Annotated in this window: 14 protein-coding genes; 3 read left to right on the forward strand and 11 right to left on the reverse strand. The window is 45.6% G+C overall.

All coding sequences use genetic code 11. The features are described from left to right. Nucleotides 1-447: 447 nt before the first annotated feature. The 4 genes from AC1DPK_RS18240 to cls all read right to left on the reverse strand — a co-directional run bounded on the left by AC1DPK_RS18240 (nucleotide 448) and on the right by cls (nucleotide 5,844). Complete coding sequence (locus tag AC1DPK_RS18240) at nucleotides 448-1,902, reverse strand: catalase (RefSeq protein ID WP_477511230.1); 1,455 nt, start codon at nucleotides 1,900-1,902, stop codon at nucleotides 448-450. Nucleotides 1,903-2,063: 161 nt separating this feature from the next. Further along, on the reverse strand, nucleotides 2,064-2,891 hold the full coding sequence (locus AC1DPK_RS18245; protein WP_477511231.1) for a winged helix-turn-helix transcriptional regulator: 828 nt from the start codon (nucleotides 2,889-2,891) through the stop codon (nucleotides 2,064-2,066). Continuing rightward, nucleotides 2,867-3,262: a Fur family transcriptional regulator gene (locus AC1DPK_RS18250; protein ID WP_477511232.1), complete on the reverse strand. Its 396-nt coding sequence runs from the start codon at nucleotides 3,260-3,262 to the stop codon at nucleotides 2,867-2,869. Before AC1DPK_RS18250 ends, AC1DPK_RS18245 begins: the two co-directional genes overlap by 25 nt. Nucleotides 3,263-4,395: 1,133 nt before the next feature. Beyond that, nucleotides 4,396-5,844, reverse strand: coding sequence for a cardiolipin synthase (cls, locus tag AC1DPK_RS18255; protein WP_477511233.1), 1,449 nt, complete (start codon nucleotides 5,842-5,844; stop codon nucleotides 4,396-4,398). 205 nt (nucleotides 5,845-6,049) lie between these two features. Here cls and AC1DPK_RS18260 point away from each other — a divergent pair, with 205 nt between their 5' ends. After that, a complete protein-coding gene (locus tag AC1DPK_RS18260; protein WP_441874662.1) occupies nucleotides 6,050-7,366 on the forward strand; it encodes a deoxyguanosinetriphosphate triphosphohydrolase family protein in 1,317 nt (438 codons plus the stop codon). A 158-nt stretch (nucleotides 7,367-7,524) separates the two neighbouring features. Here the strand turns inward: AC1DPK_RS18260 and AC1DPK_RS18265 are convergent, their stop codons facing one another. Next, nucleotides 7,525-8,496 carry a nucleoside hydrolase gene (locus tag AC1DPK_RS18265; RefSeq protein WP_441874661.1) on the reverse strand — a complete coding sequence of 324 codons (972 nt, stop codon included), beginning with the start codon at nucleotides 8,494-8,496 and terminating at the stop codon, nucleotides 7,525-7,527. 73 nt (nucleotides 8,497-8,569) lie between these two features. Between AC1DPK_RS18265 and AC1DPK_RS18270 the strand changes: the two genes are divergently transcribed. Continuing rightward, nucleotides 8,570-8,725, forward strand: coding sequence for a DUF1540 domain-containing protein (locus AC1DPK_RS18270; protein ID WP_076266302.1), 156 nt, complete (start codon nucleotides 8,570-8,572; stop codon nucleotides 8,723-8,725). 93 nt (nucleotides 8,726-8,818) lie between these two features. Here AC1DPK_RS18270 and AC1DPK_RS18275 read toward each other — a convergent pair whose 3' ends face one another. Further along, nucleotides 8,819-9,706 carry a M15 family metallopeptidase gene (locus AC1DPK_RS18275; protein WP_477511234.1) on the reverse strand — a complete coding sequence of 296 codons (888 nt, stop codon included), beginning with the start codon at nucleotides 9,704-9,706 and terminating at the stop codon, nucleotides 8,819-8,821. Between the two features lie 340 nt (nucleotides 9,707-10,046). Here AC1DPK_RS18275 and AC1DPK_RS18280 point away from each other — a divergent pair, with 340 nt between their 5' ends. Then, nucleotides 10,047-11,909, forward strand: a complete 1,863-nt coding sequence (locus AC1DPK_RS18280) for an LTA synthase family protein (RefSeq protein WP_339205448.1) — start codon at nucleotides 10,047-10,049, stop codon at nucleotides 11,907-11,909. 76 nt (nucleotides 11,910-11,985) lie between these two features. Here AC1DPK_RS18280 and bcp read toward each other — a convergent pair whose 3' ends face one another. The 5 genes from bcp to AC1DPK_RS18305 all read right to left on the reverse strand — a co-directional run bounded on the left by bcp (nucleotide 11,986) and on the right by AC1DPK_RS18305 (nucleotide 17,452). Then, nucleotides 11,986-12,456, reverse strand: a complete 471-nt coding sequence (gene bcp / locus AC1DPK_RS18285) for a thioredoxin-dependent thiol peroxidase (protein ID WP_339205449.1) — start codon at nucleotides 12,454-12,456, stop codon at nucleotides 11,986-11,988. A 14-nt stretch (nucleotides 12,457-12,470) separates the two neighbouring features. Then, nucleotides 12,471-13,151, reverse strand: coding sequence for a VOC family protein (locus tag AC1DPK_RS18290; protein WP_477511235.1), 681 nt, complete (start codon nucleotides 13,149-13,151; stop codon nucleotides 12,471-12,473). Between the two features lies 1 nt (nucleotide 13,152). After that, nucleotides 13,153-14,211, reverse strand: a complete 1,059-nt coding sequence (locus AC1DPK_RS18295; RefSeq protein WP_477511236.1) for an asparaginase — start codon at nucleotides 14,209-14,211, stop codon at nucleotides 13,153-13,155. Between the two features lie 222 nt (nucleotides 14,212-14,433). Further along, entirely contained in the window at nucleotides 14,434-15,765 is a 1,332-nt protein-coding gene (locus AC1DPK_RS18300; protein ID WP_477511237.1) for an ABC transporter substrate-binding protein, read from the reverse strand. A gap of 136 nt (nucleotides 15,766-15,901) precedes the next feature. After that, nucleotides 15,902-17,452 carry a helix-turn-helix domain-containing protein gene (locus tag AC1DPK_RS18305; RefSeq protein ID WP_477511238.1) on the reverse strand — a complete coding sequence of 517 codons (1,551 nt, stop codon included), beginning with the start codon at nucleotides 17,450-17,452 and terminating at the stop codon, nucleotides 15,902-15,904. Between the last annotated feature and the right edge of the window lie 29 nt (nucleotides 17,453-17,481).

Genomic DNA, 17,481 nt, shown 5'->3' on the forward strand with positions numbered 1-17,481 from the left:
GTTCGTGGGTTCGTGGTTCGTGGGTTCGTGGGTTCGTGGGTTCGTGGGTTCCTGGGTTCGTGGGTTCGTGGGTTCGTGGGTTCGTGGGTTCGTGGGTTCGTGGGTTCGTGGGTTCGTGGGTTCGTGGGTTCGTGGGTTCGTGGGTTCGTCGATACAACGGTTCATCAGTTCGCGAGTTCGTGGGTTCGTCGATACGTCTGTTCAATAGTTCGTAGATTGTTGAGTATAGTACTGGGTGGTTAAAAGTTTCTTCATTCTTGGTTAAATCGTTCGTCTTGAACGGGTTATCTTTTAAAGTTTGGTTTGACGGATTGTGATTTCTCACAGCTGGAGGTTACTTTTAAGCTTGCTCATGGCTTCTAGTGGATTTAAGAATATGAAGATGAGAAACACAGAAACACGCATCTTTAGCGTGCTTCTGTCATCATGTTCCCATTTACTTTTGAATTAGCTCTGAGGTACAAACTTCCTGATATCAACGCCTAGCGCTTGCGAAAGCTTCATGCCTAATTCGCGATCAGCCCGGAAGAAGTTGCAGATGGCGCGAAGTCTTATATCATCGTTTGTTTGCTCCAGCTCACCAGTCAAATTGGCGATTAGGTTTGCTTGTTGTTCTTCAGGCAGTGAGCGATAGCGCTCGCCCGCTTGAGTGAAATCGTCAGTTTTGTCGATTTTTTGGCGGCCAGCCTGTCCCTGAAGAGGTACATAAGAATCCCCGTAAGCCTTTGCTTCCTTTGGACTCTCTGATGAGCTATTAGGTTCGTAATTCACTGGAGAAGGATTTGCATGCATCGTCATTGCACCATCTCGTTGATAGTTGCGAACAGGTGCATACGGGCAATTTACTGGAATGTGTAGATAGTTCGCTCCAAGGCGGTAGCGCTGAGTATCCGGATAAGAGAACAATCGGCCTTGCAGCAATTTATCCTCCGATGGCTCGATTCCTGGTACAAGTGTGCTTGGCGAGAAAGCCGACTGCTCAACCTCTGCAAAATAATTTACTGGGTTGCGGTTCAACGTCATCGTGCCTACCTTTTGCAACGGATACATATCCTCCGGCCACACCTTCGTTGGATCTAGTGGATCAAACGCATACCGTTCCACATGATCGACAGGCATAAGCTGTACATGAAGCTCCCATTCTGGGAAGTTGCCGAGTTCAATCGCATCATGTAAATCACGTGTCGCATGGTTAAAGTCTTTGCCTTGCATCACGCTAGCTTCCGCTGCTGTAAAGTTTCGTACTCCTTGCAGCGACTTCCAATGGTATTTAACATAAGTCGGCTTACCATCATCATTAATCCATTTGAAGGCATGAACGCCGAATCCGTCCATTTCACGATAAGTAGCAGGCGTTCCGTCATCGGAGAACAACCAAGTGAGCATATGCGTCGATTCTGGGGAGAGCGTCATGAAGTCCCAGTAGCGCGCAGGCTCTTGGACATTCGTATTTGGCGCTGGCTTGAGGGAATGCACCATATCAGGAAATTTCATCGCATCTCGAATGAAAAATACCGGCAAATGGTTTCCAACAAGATCATAGTTACCTTCCTGCGTATAAAACTTTACCGAAAAGCCGCGTGGGTCGCGCGCCGTCTCCGGCGAACCTGTTCCGTTAATAACCGTTGAAAAGCGCACAAATACAGGCGTTTCCACTCCCTGCTCCTGCATAAAAAGAGCCTTCGTATGATCCTTCATACTAACTTCCGTACGAAATACTCCATGTGCGCCTGCTCCCCGGGCATGCACGACACGCTCTGGAATACGCTCCCGATCAAAATGCGCAAGCTTCTCAAGCAAATGGTAATCCTCTATTAGAGTTGGTCCACGCTGCCCCGCTGTGCGCGAGTTTTGATTATCGCCAACCGGCGTGCCTTGGTTCGTTGTCATATAGTTTTCCATGATAGCACCTCATCGATCATTTTATATATTTAGACTTGATCTAAATCCATAAAACAATCTTATCGAATCAACGGTCAACTGTCATGAAAGCCTAATGAATGAAAAATGAATATTTCATGAACCACAGCATGCTGGTGAAATAAAAATGATGCACTTACTCCTTAGTCACGAATATCCGCTATCCGGTAGCCTACACCACGCACGGTAACTATATATTTTGGCGCTACGGCGCTATCCTTTAGTTTTTTGCGCAAGCTCTTAATATGAGCATCCACCAAGTTGCTGCCTCCATAGAAATGCAGCCCCCAAACGGTATCAAGCAAAGATTCACGCGTTAGAACGGAACCGTCCGATGTCATGAAATGCAGAAGCAAATCATATTCCGTCTTGGTAAGCTCAATTCGCTGCCCCGCCCGATCAACGGTCATTTTTTTGAGATCAACTGCAATATCTTTAAACACACGAATGTCGCTATCCGCCTTCGCAGCTGCTGCTGGCTTATTCAGAAGCATACGGTTGATTTGTTTTATCGCTTGCTCAGGTTTAGCCGGCCAGACTAGCAGCTCAGATGCGCCAAGGGCAAAAGTTTCACGGCTATCATACGATTTTTGATCCATTAAAATGAGGACAGGAACCGCATGCAGCTCAGCCGCTTCCACCAGTTCTGCACCTGCTTGCAGCGTATGGCTCGCGGCAGCTTGAGCTACAGGAATCGCATCAAATACGAGCAGCTCTGGCTGCAAGCTTTGGAGCATGCTTTTATTGAAATCATGCAGTGAAAACACGTCAAAGCATTCGGATGAAAGCGCGACAAGCAAGCTTTTGACCCTCTCTGGCAACGGACTAATAATCATGACCCGCTTCGTGATCGAGCAAAGCATCCCGTTTTGCAGCAACTCTTCCTCTGAATAGCCAGCGGCTGCACTCTGGTCGAGCGGCATGTTCCCGTTCAAATAATCGTTGTTCATTGTGGTTGTTTCGTCGCGCATTGATCACAAACCCCCTCTAATACAACTTGCACATGCTCGATCTTGTATTTCGTCTCTAAAGCGACCTTCTCCATCCACTCACTCGGCAAGTCGGTCAATACTTCATCCACGCGCCCGCATACAGTACACACAATATGCTGATGTTCATCCGTCCGAGCGTCATAGCGGCTAACCGTTTCTCCAAGCTTCAATTCTCTAATGAGACCCACATCTGTCAAATAACGCAATGAGTTGTACACGGTGCCGTAAGCGAAGTTGAAGCCTTTGCCCCGAAGCCGGTCAATGACATCGGCCGCCGTCGGGTGATCATGGGCTTGCTGCACAACTTCAAAGATGGCCTTGCGCTGTATCGTTAAGTTAATTTTATTCATAAAAAGATCATTCCTTTTACTACTGATTTTAGACTAAGTATAAATTGAAGGTCGAATACGGTCAACCTCACAGGCTTTCCTTTATCCTCCTTATTCCAAAAGGCGGCTCAAAGCCACAACCAATACTTGTCGAATCAATATGGAAACTCATTAACTTCACACAGAAGCCACACGAACTCTGCAAAAGCGCCTCGCGAAAAGTTGTAACGAACTCCAGAAGTCTTATTTGCTTCAATTCCACACACTTTCAAACGTAACGAACCCAGATAACCCTATTAGCCTCCAATATCAATGATTTAACTCATTTTTGAGCATATAGCGCTCTCTAAGTTCGTTAGAATTCAGATTAAGCCTAAATCATTATAATAACGACTTCTAAGTTCGTTAGAGGCAAGCATGAACTCCACTCATCATTAACTTCGACTTTTACGCTCATTACAAAAATGGTGACGGTCACAAAAGTTACTGTTTGAGGTGTATGAAGTACAGGTTGAACGCTGGCGGGCAAAATAGTCAATGTTTTGTCGCGTTTACAGCTCAAGCAACCATTTCTACATCCCCTACCATCATGCGCAACTTCCACTCACCATGATCAACAGCTTACACTACCTTAAGATGTACATACTCCCACCTCACACGCAAAATCACACCTAAAAAACAACACAAAATTTTTTGTCGAATTAAATAATCTGAATATTTACAAAATTCAAATAAAGGTGTATACTAAGCCTATCTTAAACGAGAGGGGATAGCCCATTGAAGTAGGTTAGCGATGCATGTCTCATAATCTCGGGAAGGAGCATTCAATCACTGCCGGACATGCTGGGACAATAGCGAAGACGGATGTAGTCGATCATTTGGATGAGATGTACTTACAAGCAACAAGGATTTGAAACAAATCGAAAGGAAGTTGATCGAGGTCAATAAAATTAGGATCGAAGTCGATAGGGTTTGTAACAAATTCGAAAGGACGAAGAAGAGGCAAACAGCGGATTGGAGCGTTAGAATAAATTGAATAGTTCTCTACCAAGCACGTGAAGGGCTTCTGGTTATCTTAGATAAGCAGAAGCCCTTCTTATGTGCGTCTATAGGATCGGACTGATTTGCGTCTATTGAATTAGACTGATGTTCGTCTATAGAATTGGACTAAGCAGCCTGGAAATCGATTCTTTCAATCGATTGATGATTGGACGATTAGCATAAACTTGTTCCGTTAACTGCGTGCAATGTTTAACATCATCTTCAAAAATGCGTTGCAGCTTCGCCGATGTCTGCGTATCATAGATAAACGCATTCATCTCGAAATTAAGCTTAAAGCTGCGAATATCGACATTGGCTGTTCCAACGGACGCCACCTTGCCGTCGATGACAAGCGTTTTTGCATGAAGAAAGCCTTTCTCGTACATATAACATTTCACTCCGCCTGCGAGAAGCTCTCCCAAATAAGAATGAGTTGCCCAGTATACAAAGAAATGATCCGGCTTGCTCGGCAGCATAATACGTACAYCTACCCCGGACAGGGCAGCGATCTTCAGCGCGGTCATCAAGCTTTCATCCGGTACAAAATATGGCGTTTGCAAGCTGATTGTTTTCCGAGCTGAGTAAATCATTTTGATATAACCATTTTTAATTTGCTGATATTGCGTATCCGGGCCACTCGCTACAAGCTGCATGCCAATCGTTCCCGTATCATCGCTCATAATTGGGAAATACAGCTCGTTAAGCTCAATTCGACCGGAAGCCGCTAAATTCCAATCCATCAGAAACTGCGCCTGCATCTGCAGCACGGCATTGCCGCGAACTCTAAGATGTGTATCCCGCCATTCGCCGAAATGCTCGTTTAATCCTAAATATTCATCACCGATGTTGAAGCCGCCAATATAACCGACTTGTCCGTCAACGATAACGAGCTTACGGTGATTGCGATAATTGATTTTTAAATTCAAATAAGGAATTCGCGAAGGGAAAAACGCCGCTTCCCTGCCGCCTGCTGCAATCAACTCCGCAAAATAACGCTTCGGCAAGCTTGAGCTTCCTATATGATCGTACAAAAACTTGACTTCTACGCCCTCCGCCGCTTTCGCTGCCAGCGCCTTAACCAATCTTCTGCCAAGCTCATCGTCTCGGACGATATAATAAACGAGATGAATATGATGCTGGGCTGATTCTATATCCTTAAGCAGCGCATCAAACTTCTGATTGCCCTCCGTGTAGATCTCAACCGCATTATTGCTCGTATATACCGCATAGCTCGTTTTCAGACTCATATAGATCATGTCTTGATAACTTCGCATCGCCGGATCATTATATACAATTTCATCTTCTCGCAGCTGGCGCATTTGCCTCTCGACCGTATGCTCGATAATGCGCTGACTATCGCCCAGCAGCTTATACAGCTTTCTTTTACGTACCTTCTGCCCTAATATTAAATACAAAACAAAGCCGAAAACGGGGATGAAAAAAAGAATCATCAGCCAAGCCCAAGTTGTACTTGCGCTGCGTCTCTCTAGAAAGATAACCGTAATCRCCAAAAAAATGTTTAGCAGCATAATAATTGCAGATGCATTTTGCATTATGACCATCCGTATTATAGCACCTCAGTTTTATGTTAAAGCTAATGCGATCATACTCCAAGCACGGTGTATGTTCAAGCCTCATTATATGCTACAATTCAAGCAACAAAGCATTTTTCCTAATTTAAGACGTAAAAAAACCTATCTACAACATGTACTAGATGAGTTAATATATTTCAATACTACCCGCATAAACGGCACTGGAGGACTTACGATGGACATACGCAAGCTTAGATTGGACGAGAAAGCGCTCGGTACTTTAAGCGAGGAGCGAGATGAGTATGAACGAGATTATGCGAGACTCATTCAATCTCCCGCCTTTCGCCGCCTGCAAGGTAAATCACAAGTATTTGGCGCAGGTACGGGCGATTACTATAGAACAAGGCTAACTCACTCTCTCGAAGTGTCGCAGATTGCACGCGAGGTTGCTCGCAAGTTAGGCAAACAATATGATTTCCTTGCGCGCAAAGAGCATCCGGGGCTCATATTAGATCCCGCTGTCGTCGAGATTGCCGCGATCGCGCATGATTTGGGTCATCCCCCTTTTGGACATAAAGGTGAAGAAGTGCTCAACCATTTGCTCATGGAGGAGTATGGCATACCATACGAGGGCAATGCGCAAAATTTTCGAATATTGATGTTTTTAGAGAAAAGGGCAGGAAGCGGAAGCGGCCTTGATTTAACTGCAGCTGTCTTGCTTGCTATTAATAAATACCCTTTTAGCCTCAGTGAGCCTGGCCGTCTAAAAGGGCTTTACAGCACAGAGTGGGGAGAGATTGAACAGCTACGCCATTTATGGAAAATTCCAGAAGGCTGTTCAACATTGGAAGCACAGCTCATGGATTTATGTGATGACATCGCTTATTCCACACATGACATCGAAGACGGCATACGTGCAGGTAAAATCCAAATGAATCGCACTTTCTTTGAAGACAGCAGACTTATCGACCATGTTGTTCAGGAAATTGTCGAGGATAAAGGCAATACCGGAATCGGCTGGGGAGAGGTCGATATCCCTGCGATGGTGAAACGTGTACTCGTCTCCTATTTCGAGCAGTGGCAGGAGCTGTATGTAAGCTGTGATCGCGAAGCCTCGCGCACAAGGCGGGAGATGAAAGCGCGCTGGGTCAGCTTGTTTGCAGGCAAAGTCGGCATTATAGACGATACATCGCGCAGCTGGAAAAAGGTCACGTTCGTCAACAATGGGCAACAGGATATCGAGTTGCTCCGCACGATGGAGATTTTGAAGAAGCTTGCATGGGTGACCCTCATTAAGGATTTCCGTGTTCAGCGCTTGCAAATGCGCAGTGAAATCATGATAAGACGGTTATGGGACAGTTTCAAGGTTCAAGAATCTGGTCGCCTTATCATTCCGCCAGACTGGATAGAAAATTACGAGATCCATAAGAACAAATGGAGCTGGCCGCGATTTGTTGCGGATTATATTTCGGGTATGACCGATGCTTACGCCGAGAAGGTGTACGCCGAGCTTTATGCCAGCAAATCAGGTTCAATTTATGAAATGGATTAAACAAGCTAAAACGCCTTCGGCGTCCTTCTGACGCTGAAGCAGCTTAGACGGTGAAATATAAGATAAGGATGAGAAAATAATATACTTTCTTATATTTTAAAAAAAGCGCAGCCCTTGAATGAGTGTAACTCATTCGAAGCTGCGCTTTTTGTTATGGTTTAGTCTTGCTTAACATTGTAGCTAACCGCACTTGCAGAAAGGTCCGTAATATAATCGAAGAATCGAACAGGATCAACATCATAAACAAGGCTGACCGGGCGACCGCCTTCCACTTCCACCGTACGGCCCTGGCTAGGTCCATCCTTAATCACGCCGCTGTGTACCGTCTTAATTTCCACGAGATCCGGGTTGCCGACAACAGCTGTCGTTAGCACATCCCACAAATAATATGTCGAGTTCGTCTCCATATAAACAAGTGGAGGACATGCAGCATAACATTGACCGACAAAATCTAGTCCTTCATGCTTGCGAAGCGATGCCCAGCGGTTGCGTACATCCATCGTAAGAGGTACTTTGTTCGTGCTCTCAAGCGCAACAAGCAAAATCGGAATGCTGCTTGCCCATACGCGGTGCATAGATTCAGGGTCCCAGAAGGCATTCCATTCTGCGGTTCCGTCATGCTCAGGCTCTTGAACGTTGCCCTTCTCATTAAACGTGCCGCCCATCCATACAAGCTTCTCAATCTTTGCTTCCACATCCGGAGCTTCATCCAGCGCTCTTGCTAGATCCGTAAGCGGACCTGTGAACAGCAATGTCACCTTCTCATCCGATTTGCGAAGCTGTTCAATCATATGTTGATGCGCTGGCAGCGCAGATACTTTCGTGTTAATCGTTCCTGATTCATTCAAAATAGGCAGCGCGTCCACAAAAAACGTATGCATACGCCATTCAGCAGGGAATGGGTTTACACCGCGTGAATTTGATCTAGCCACTTCAAGCGATTTATTTTTGACAGGGTCGCCAAAGCGGTCAATGATTTTGCTGCTGGCTTTGCTGCCAGGCTCCAAATAGCCGTCGGCTGGAATAACGGATACCCCAAGCAGTTCAACATCTTTCATTTGCAAAAGAAGAAAAAGCGATACCAGGTCGTCTACACCGGCGTCATGATTAAAATAAAGCTTAACTCCCATATCTATCCATCCTTCCTGAGTATAAAACGATATATCGTTTGTCCATCCTATATAGAGAGGAGGTGAATTGTCAATGGCTAAGGATGTACTGTGCGAAGTGAATTCATGCAAGTTCTGGGCAGCAGGTAATCACTGCGGCGCCTCTTCTATTTATGTGGTCAGCAATCGCGGCAAGCAAGCCAGCAACTCCGAAGAAACAGATTGCAAAACGTTTGAAGCAAAGATCTAACGAAGGGCATTACCAATAGTAAGCAGCGCAAGCGACTATCCTTTATGAACAATAAGGCTTGTCCGAATACAGCTTGCGCTGCGCTATTGCTTCTTATTTTGTAACAGGAACCGCGTCAAAATACTCTTCCAGCACTTCTCCGCTCTTCACCATCTCAGTGGCCACATCCACACCTACATACCGCAAATGCCAAGGCTCATATTGATAGCCTGTAATCTTTTCTTTGCCTTCCAAGTAACGAATGATAAATCCGTACTCGTGCGCATACTTCTCAAGCCACTGCGCTTCCTTTGTATCTGCAAAACAATCGGCAGCCGCACACTTGCCGTCACTACCCGACACATCGATCGCCAGTCCCGTTTCATGCTCGCTTGTACCAGGTAGCGCGCTATAAGTTCTTGCCTTTTCGAGTCCATCCCTCTTTACATAGCGATCAAAGAGCGTTGTTTGCGTCCTATGCGAGCGATAAGCGGATACACCGGCCAACTGGATGTTGTCTTCCTCAGCGGCTGCAAACAGCTTCTCAAGCGCTGTAGCTGCATCCTGTCTCATCATGCGTTTTTCAATTTTCTCAGCAAATATAAACCGAACCTCAGGATAAACTAAATCCGTGGGATTGTATTCCTCCGGAAGCTTGTGCTGCTTATTCACAAGCACCGCGATATCCTCTGGTTTGGCAATAACGACCATTCCATCCTCAGTCTGCTCTGCTTTTCCTGTTCCAGAGCCCTTGCCGTTATTGCTTGAATCAGGCTTATCCGTAGCTGTTGGCTGTCCATCTGTTGGAGTTCCGCCGCTCGGCTTATCCGTAGGCTCAGAACCTATGCTGCCCGACACTTCCCCGCCGTTAGCGGAACCATCAGCGGAAGCTTGCTTTGGCGGAATCGTGGTTGTCTCATCCTTATTAAATAAAGAGTAACCAAACACCATTCCTGCGCATACAATAATAAACAGCAGCAGCCTTCTTCTTCTTTTTTTCATGATAAGCCTCCAACATATTTTTTTACATATATTTCATGTAATTATACTTGTAACCATGGTTTGTCTAATAGCATCTAATTAATAGACTACTAAATCAGCAATAATGTTTCAATCTAATAGCTTGGAAATGTTGTAATGAATAGGAATAAACAAAAATCCTAATAAATTTGTTTTTTACAATAAATTATGATTGGACATGGAGGAGCCTTTTGCCTTTTGACATTCGACTATAATTAGGAGCATAATGGATAAGAATTTACAGAACGAACGTATATTATGATTAGCGGCCTGGCTGCCTCTGTGAGATGGCCAGTTTTTGCTGTGAAAGGTAGGCGGTTATATGACATTTTTAACTCCAAAACGATTATTAAGCACTCGTCCCATCCTTTTCTTTTCATTTATTATGCTTCTCAAAAGCTATCTGGCTTGGATGGTCATTTTCGAGGATGGTTTTTCGTGGACTACTATTTTAAAAGAAATTCCGTTTGTCCTCATTGTTTATTGTCTCATAGAGTGGTTCGCTTCGAAACGTAAACTTATTTACTATTTAATAGCAAATCTAGTAATGACACTCATATTATTTGCCGTCATTATGTATTACAAGTATTACGGTGTTATTGTAACCTATCTCGCTCTAGAGCAGGTAAACCAAGTTACCGCGGTTAAAAATAGCGTATTTTCACTGATGGACCCTTATTACTTGCTCATCTTTATCGACATTATCATTATGGCTGTTCTGTTGTTTAGACCTAAGAAAGCCGTGAATTGGAAGAAACAAAGCTCCGTTAAGGAAAGCAAACGACTTGTCCTTGCCCTGTTCAGCATTTCAATTGCGCTTTGCTTGTTCAACATTTTGCCTAACCGCGCCAGCATGAATGAGATCGTCAAAGCGGAGCAAATGGGCATACTCAATTACGAGGCTTATATGATTTTCAAGAACAAAACGATTGACTTTGTTGATCCAAACCATATCACGCAAGAAAAAATCGATTCCGTCAAAAAGATCGAAACACCTGCCGCTCCGCAGCTGTGGAAAACAGCAGCAGGCAAAAACGTCATCATTATTCAAATGGAGTCATTTCAAAACTTCCTCGTCAACTTGAAGATTGACGGAAAAGAGATTACGCCTAACATTAATAAGCTGGTCAACGAAAACTATTACTTCAAGCATTTCTATCAGCAAGTCGGCCAAGGTAATACATCCGATGCGGAATTCGTCGTGAATACGTCTTTCTATATTCCGCCACGCGGCGCGGCAACGATGATTTATGCCGACAAAGAGCTTCCGAGCTTGCCGAAACTGCTGAAAGCAAACGGTTATGACACAACTACGTTCCATACGAATGTTGTTGAATTCTGGAATCGCGGCGAGCTTTACAAAGCGCTTGGTTTCGACCGTTACTACGATCAGAAGTTTTTTGGAGATGAAGATACCGTATTTTTTGGTGCTTCCGATGAGCAGCTTTACAAGAAAACAGCTGCTGAAATGTCACGCATGAGCGAGAATGGCAAACCATTTTATTCCCATGTTATTTCGATGACATCACATCACCCATTCACCATTCCTGCTGACAAATACAAAATGACGCTCCCTGAGCGTTATGAGAAAACTTTTGTTGGTGACTATATCCGTGCACAAAACTACGCTGACTTCGCACTTGGCGAATTCATTGCAGATTTGAAGGAACGCGGCATTTGGGACAACAGCTTAATCTTGTTATACGGTGACCATCTCGGCCTTCCAGTATACTCGCTGGATCGTGATGACAAAGCGCTTATGGCTGAAATTTATGGTCATGAATATAGCTACACCGATATGATCAACATTCCGCTCGTTGTTGCATCGACAGGCGTAACAGAAGGCAAAGTATTCGATCAGCTTGGCGGTCAAGTTGACGTATTGCCTACGATCGCGAACATGCTTGGCATTTCCTTGGATGATCATATCCACTTCGGCCAAGACTTGTTTAATCAGTCGTATAACGTATTGCCACAACGTTATTATCTCCCGACTGGCTCATTCTTAAGCAGCAAAGAGCTATTCATGTCAGGCAGCGGATATGAGGACGGCAAGCACTATTCCTTAGCCGGAGACGGCATTACGGAGCAGGCTGCGACAGAAGATGAGTATCAGCGTGCATTAGAGCTCCTCAACTTATCTGACAGCTATGTTAGCCAGCTGCCTTCTTGGAAGACCAAATAATAATAAAACTAAAAGGCTCCCCTTGAAGCGTATATCACGCTTCGAGAGGAGCCTTTTTTTTTCGCAAATGACAAAGCTAGCTGCTTTTTACCGCTTCAAGTACTTCCTTCACATGTCCATCCACACTTACGCTGCGCCATTCCTTAACAAGCTTGCCCTGTTCATCAAGCAGGAAAGTCGATCGCTCGATACCCATAAATTCCTCACCGTTCCAGCTCCGCAGCTTCCATACGCCGAACAGCTCCGAAACCGTATGCTCGGTGTCAGACAGCAATAGGAATGGCAGCTCATGCTTGTCGACGAATTGCTCATGAGAGGCAAGATCATCTGGGCTGATTCCGATTACCTCTGTGTTGTTCGTGCCGAACTCGCCGTTAAAGTCACGGAAATCGCATGATTCAGTCGTACAGCCAGGCGTCATGTCGCGCGGATAAAAATAAATAACGAGCTTCTTGCCTGAGTAATCTGCAAGCTCAACTTCTTTGCCATTGGATGCTTGCAGCTTAAAATTCGGGACCTGGTCCCCTACTTTTAAATGTTCTCCCATCGTTGAATGCTCCTCTACTTTTTATTTTCAATCAACAAGCCTTGCTCGCCTTCCACCAAGTACAGCTCACCCAGCCCGCACACGGTCACATGAACCGGGAAGCTCTCTGCGGTTTTGTTCGTAAAATGCCAGCGTCTTCCTTTTCCAACCACTATAAATATACCATTATCATCGCCGATCGGATTGAAATTGTCATTGCGCGTCCTATAGGTCATGATGCCAAGCTCTGCAAATTGATCGACTGCTGTAGGAACGTCGCTGGTCGTTATGCCAATTTCACTGATACAGAGAATGTCTTGCTGCGGGTCAAAGGTACGCTCAACACCGTTATCCATCGTATGGCGGGCAATCAGCTCTAAAATATTACCCGACGGGTCTTCAAAATAAACAGAATGCGAGTTCCATGATTCACTATACGACACATCCTGACCTGCCTCCGTACCGATTGGAACAAGTGCTTCGATCCACTTTTTTGCTTCCTCAAGCTTATTCTCTGGAATCGTAAAGGCAAAGTGATAACAATACGCTTCAGCAGCTTGATCACCAGTCTCTTGGAAGGTCAGCTCGCTCCAGCCTGCCTGAACAGTAAAGCTGTCCTTCTCAGAGCGAATAACCGGCAATGCCAGCACATCCCTATAAAAAGGCAAAATGCTTGCTGCTTTTTCTGTCAAAAGCACCAGCTTTTCTATAATCATCTTACACCTCGTTATGTTCGTGATACAAAACACTTTCCGTTACGAAAGCTTTTGCCTGTGCTTTATCATCATATAGACCATATGCGAGCATGAGCTTCGTTAATGCAGCCTCAACCGACAGCTTCTCAATTACAATGGCACCCGCTTCAATAAGGCGCAGCGACGACGAATATAGGGCTGCCGAACGATCTCGGATCGGACATATGTATACATCGATGCCAAGCTTTTTACAGTTTGCAATAAACGCAGGAAGAGAGTACGGCCCTGCTTCTATTGCGCTTGCTGTACCCGAATGATGCAAATCATGGAGGATCGCCTTCGGCCGAATCGTTGTAAAATCATACAGCGAATAGTTCAAGCCCGGATATGGCCGAATATAGACGATGCTGGAATCGAGCTTAAGGGTGTCCGGCTCCCATGCAAACGACGCTTTAGGCTTAGTACTCAGCGCTTCCGGTCTTGGATTTCTCTCATGCTCCAGCCAGTTGAACACTCGGTCTGCCATCTTTCCGTACGGCACGCCGTAGGGGCTGCCGAATTGATCCGTAAAGGACATCGCTTGCGTAACTCTAGTTGCTAAGTAAACAAGTGCATCCCCTTTGTCATCCTCGTAAACGACAAATACGCCCGGCAGCTGTGCATCCACTACAAAATTGATTGCATTTGCAAAATTACGGCGCCCATTGCTTCTTTCATCGGCAACCGGGTAATTGCTGGCGGTCAGCACAATTGGAATTTTTGTATCTGCGAACAAATAACCGATCATCGCTGCGCTATAAGCCAGCGTATCCGAACCATGGGTGATGACTATCCCAGCATACGAGTCGGTATCTATCCCATGGACAGCCTCTGCAAGCGCGATCCAATCCTCGGTCGTCATATTTTCACTTAACAAGTTAAGCGGCTGTATCGCATCAATTCTAACATCATCGCGCTGCTCAGCACTGTTGATATAATCATCTATAAGCGAATAAGATCCCGCGTCATTAACATCGATGCCGTTTCCCTGCTTTTTGCTTCCAATGGTCCCRCCTGTAAAAACAACCAATAACTGCTTCACAAATGTTCCTCCTTATTGTCTTGCAATCGCTAGCCAGCGATAAAAAAAGATAACTTCTACTATCGTATATGCGGCTCTACACTCTGGTCAAGGCACAAGCTCTATCCTTACATGTTGCCCTGTGCAACTCGCTTCATACGAGATCACTTCGCCTATTCCTCCAATTAAAAAAGGAGGTGCTGGGCATTTGCAACTCACATGCCTACAGCATCCTCCATTCATTTAATCTCGCTCCTGTTTTCCTTGCTTCCGCCAAAAATCATCGAACTGCTTAAGCAATTCCTCCGTAGAAATGACATTCATCAAATGTTGTCGACCCAAATCCGTTCCCATTTGAAAAAATTGACTGTAATTTTTATAATAGCTCGGTTTTCTTACGCCCTGAAACCGATCCGGGTCATTTGCCATCAGCATATAAGGGGCATACGGCCCTGTAGAATACTTTTCCTCTTCAATCGTATTGTTATAGATGGATATAACGCCTGAGGCATCAGCAAAGGCACGATTGTTCTCAATCGATGACAAATAGGAAATGAATTTCCAAGCCTCATCCTTATGCTTAGACTGGGAAGCAATCCCCCAGCCGGCTGCACCAACGTTGTAATGAGAGATCCCATCAGGCCCTGTAGGCAAAGGGGCTGTTGCCCACTGGCTGCTCTCCAGCTTTTCCTTGATCATCTCTATCACGTCTGAGTCTTGGATAAGCAAAGCCGCATTGCCGTTCACAAATGCTTGAACCTGTTCATTAAAGCCCCAATCTATGGACGCAGGATCTGAGATCTCTGTATAAATCTTCTTGTAAAGCTCAACAGCCTCTGCTGCCCGCTTGCCTGAGAATATCGTCGAGCCATCCGTATTAAACATGGAATCGCTTATATCGACGTTCTCTCCGTTATAGTCCTGAACGATTGAAGACAACGTATTAACGGCACCACTGCCTCCGCGAAAGGAAAAGCCGTATATCCTCTCCATCGGCTTCGTCAATTGCTTGCCGACAAAGAAGAGCTGCTCCCATGTTTCTGGCACTTGCAGCGCCTTGGCATCGAACCAATCCTTGCGATAATAAAGCTGCACTTGATAAAGACTGCTCGGAATATAATAAGCAACATCGCCTGCATCTCTAGACATCAGCTTTGCATTATTGTTAAGCAGCATATAATTGCTCCATGATGAAATATAACTCTCCAAGCTGGTTATCAGACCACTTTCCGCAAGCTGATGTACCGTAACGTCCCGCACCTCAACAATATCAATCGCTTGATTCTGCTCCAGCATCGTCAAGATCGTCTGATCAGCGGTCTCGTATTCTGATGTCACTCTCACAATCTCAATGGTTGGATTGTCGAGTTCAAATTGTGCAATTAATTTGTCTAATTCCACTGTCCGCAGCGGCGTCATTAGGCTCTCAACAATTTTTAAAGTCAACTTATTCGGAGCTGGTGTCTGTTCAAGCGGTTCCGGACTATTTGGATTAAGCGTACAACCGCTTATGAAAGATATCATGATAATTAACGAGAGCGGGTATAGTGCTTTGCCCATTTGAGTGAGCTTCATAAATTCCCTCCCGATCAAAAAGTAATGATGCATAACCATTACTCTATTTATCGGCTACATACGCTTCAATCAATACAGCTGACCTCTTCTTTTTTTTTGCAGGATACCACAGATAAAATGGAACGAGCGCCCTCATTTATTGCGCGTAACTCATCAAATGCCTCACTGTCTCATCGATGAGCCCATCGTGGACGGTCGGATTATAGTTCAGCCGGTCGTGATAGCCGATAAAGATACATCTTCTACGCGCATCCTTTTCCCTCAATCGGCGCCAGCCCTCCTCCAGCTGATTGCAATAATCACGGGAAGCCTCCGCTGGTACGAGGAAGAGAACGCTGCTGCAGCCTAGTTCAGCGATCTCCCTTAGCGAGCTCGTATCAAGAAACCCGATCTGGTGTGCCGATTTCGGATAGGTCATTTGCAAATCGTCATAAAAAAGGTCCTTCATCTTGCGGCGGCGCGGGCCAAATATTCGAAAGCCCGTTTTTCCGGCATGAACAATTAAGATAGGCTCATCGCCTAAACTGTTTTTGAGCTGCTCACGCGCGTTTTGCACCTTCATCTCGTAATAGGACAACCAGCGCTCTGCTACGGTGGACAAGCCTAATGCATTGCTTATCTCAAGCAGCCGCTCCTTCCAGGAATAAGCCTTCCAATCGAGCATTAGAACCGGAGCGATAGCCGAACATGCCGCGTACATTTCCTCATCCAGCATACCTGCCAATATGAGATCCGGCTCCGCTTCACGCAGCTGCTGGAGCACCCGTTCATGCTGATGAGTGCTCAACCGAATAAAGGACAAGCAAGTAGGCATGCCGATAGCTGATAGGTCGCCCGCGAACACAGATACAAGCGTGGCTACTCGTTTCTTCGCAAGCTGAGCATATTCCGTAGGAGCCAGTCCCATATGTTTCTTAAACAGCCGGCTAAAATAGTACTCGTCAGGATAGCCGACGGAATGGGCTACGTCGACGATGGAAGAGGACGTACCCGAGAGCATGCGCATAGAAGCATCGAGCCTCAGCTTGGTCATATATTTAAGCGGTGTAAGTCCTGTATAACTGCGAAAGGCTTGATAAAAACGGCTTGTACTCACCCCGGAGGATCTTGCAAGCTCCTCCATATCCATCGGTGTGCTTAACTGCTCAATCATAAATTGCTTGGCTTGCTCGACGTAGCCAATTAAATCAGCTTCGGTCTCTCTCGGCTGCTGGACGGACTGAATGAGCGCAGCCACCATTGCATAAAGCTGTGATTGCAGCTGATAGTATAAAACCACATCATCAGTACCGCAGTCGCTTTGAAAGTCCTGAAGCCAGCTTCTCGCCTGCGGCAGCCTCAGCAGTTTTAATCCCATACTGTCTCGGTAAGGGAGCATCTCCGCGCCTGCTGCTGTCGAACCGCTTCGGAAGCGAATAAGTACGATTTCAGCTAGATGGTTGCCCTCATTAAGCAGCGTACATTCACAATGGGACGGAATGAGAAACAGCTCACCGCCAACGGCTTTTTTAGTCGTGTGCTGCCCCTTCTTCACAATGGAAACCTTTATTTTATGTTGAAGCACAAACGCAAAGCATTGCTCCTCTCGATTGTTCAACTGCATATGCTGCAGCGATGGGAGCTTAACTTCCTCCGTGCCAATATAGAGCATTTCACCGTACTTTGTTTGATTCGGTTGCTGCGACATGCGCGCTCACATCCTTAATAAACAATATT

It is taken from the genome of Paenibacillus sp. 01T424 (assembly GCF_056398745.1).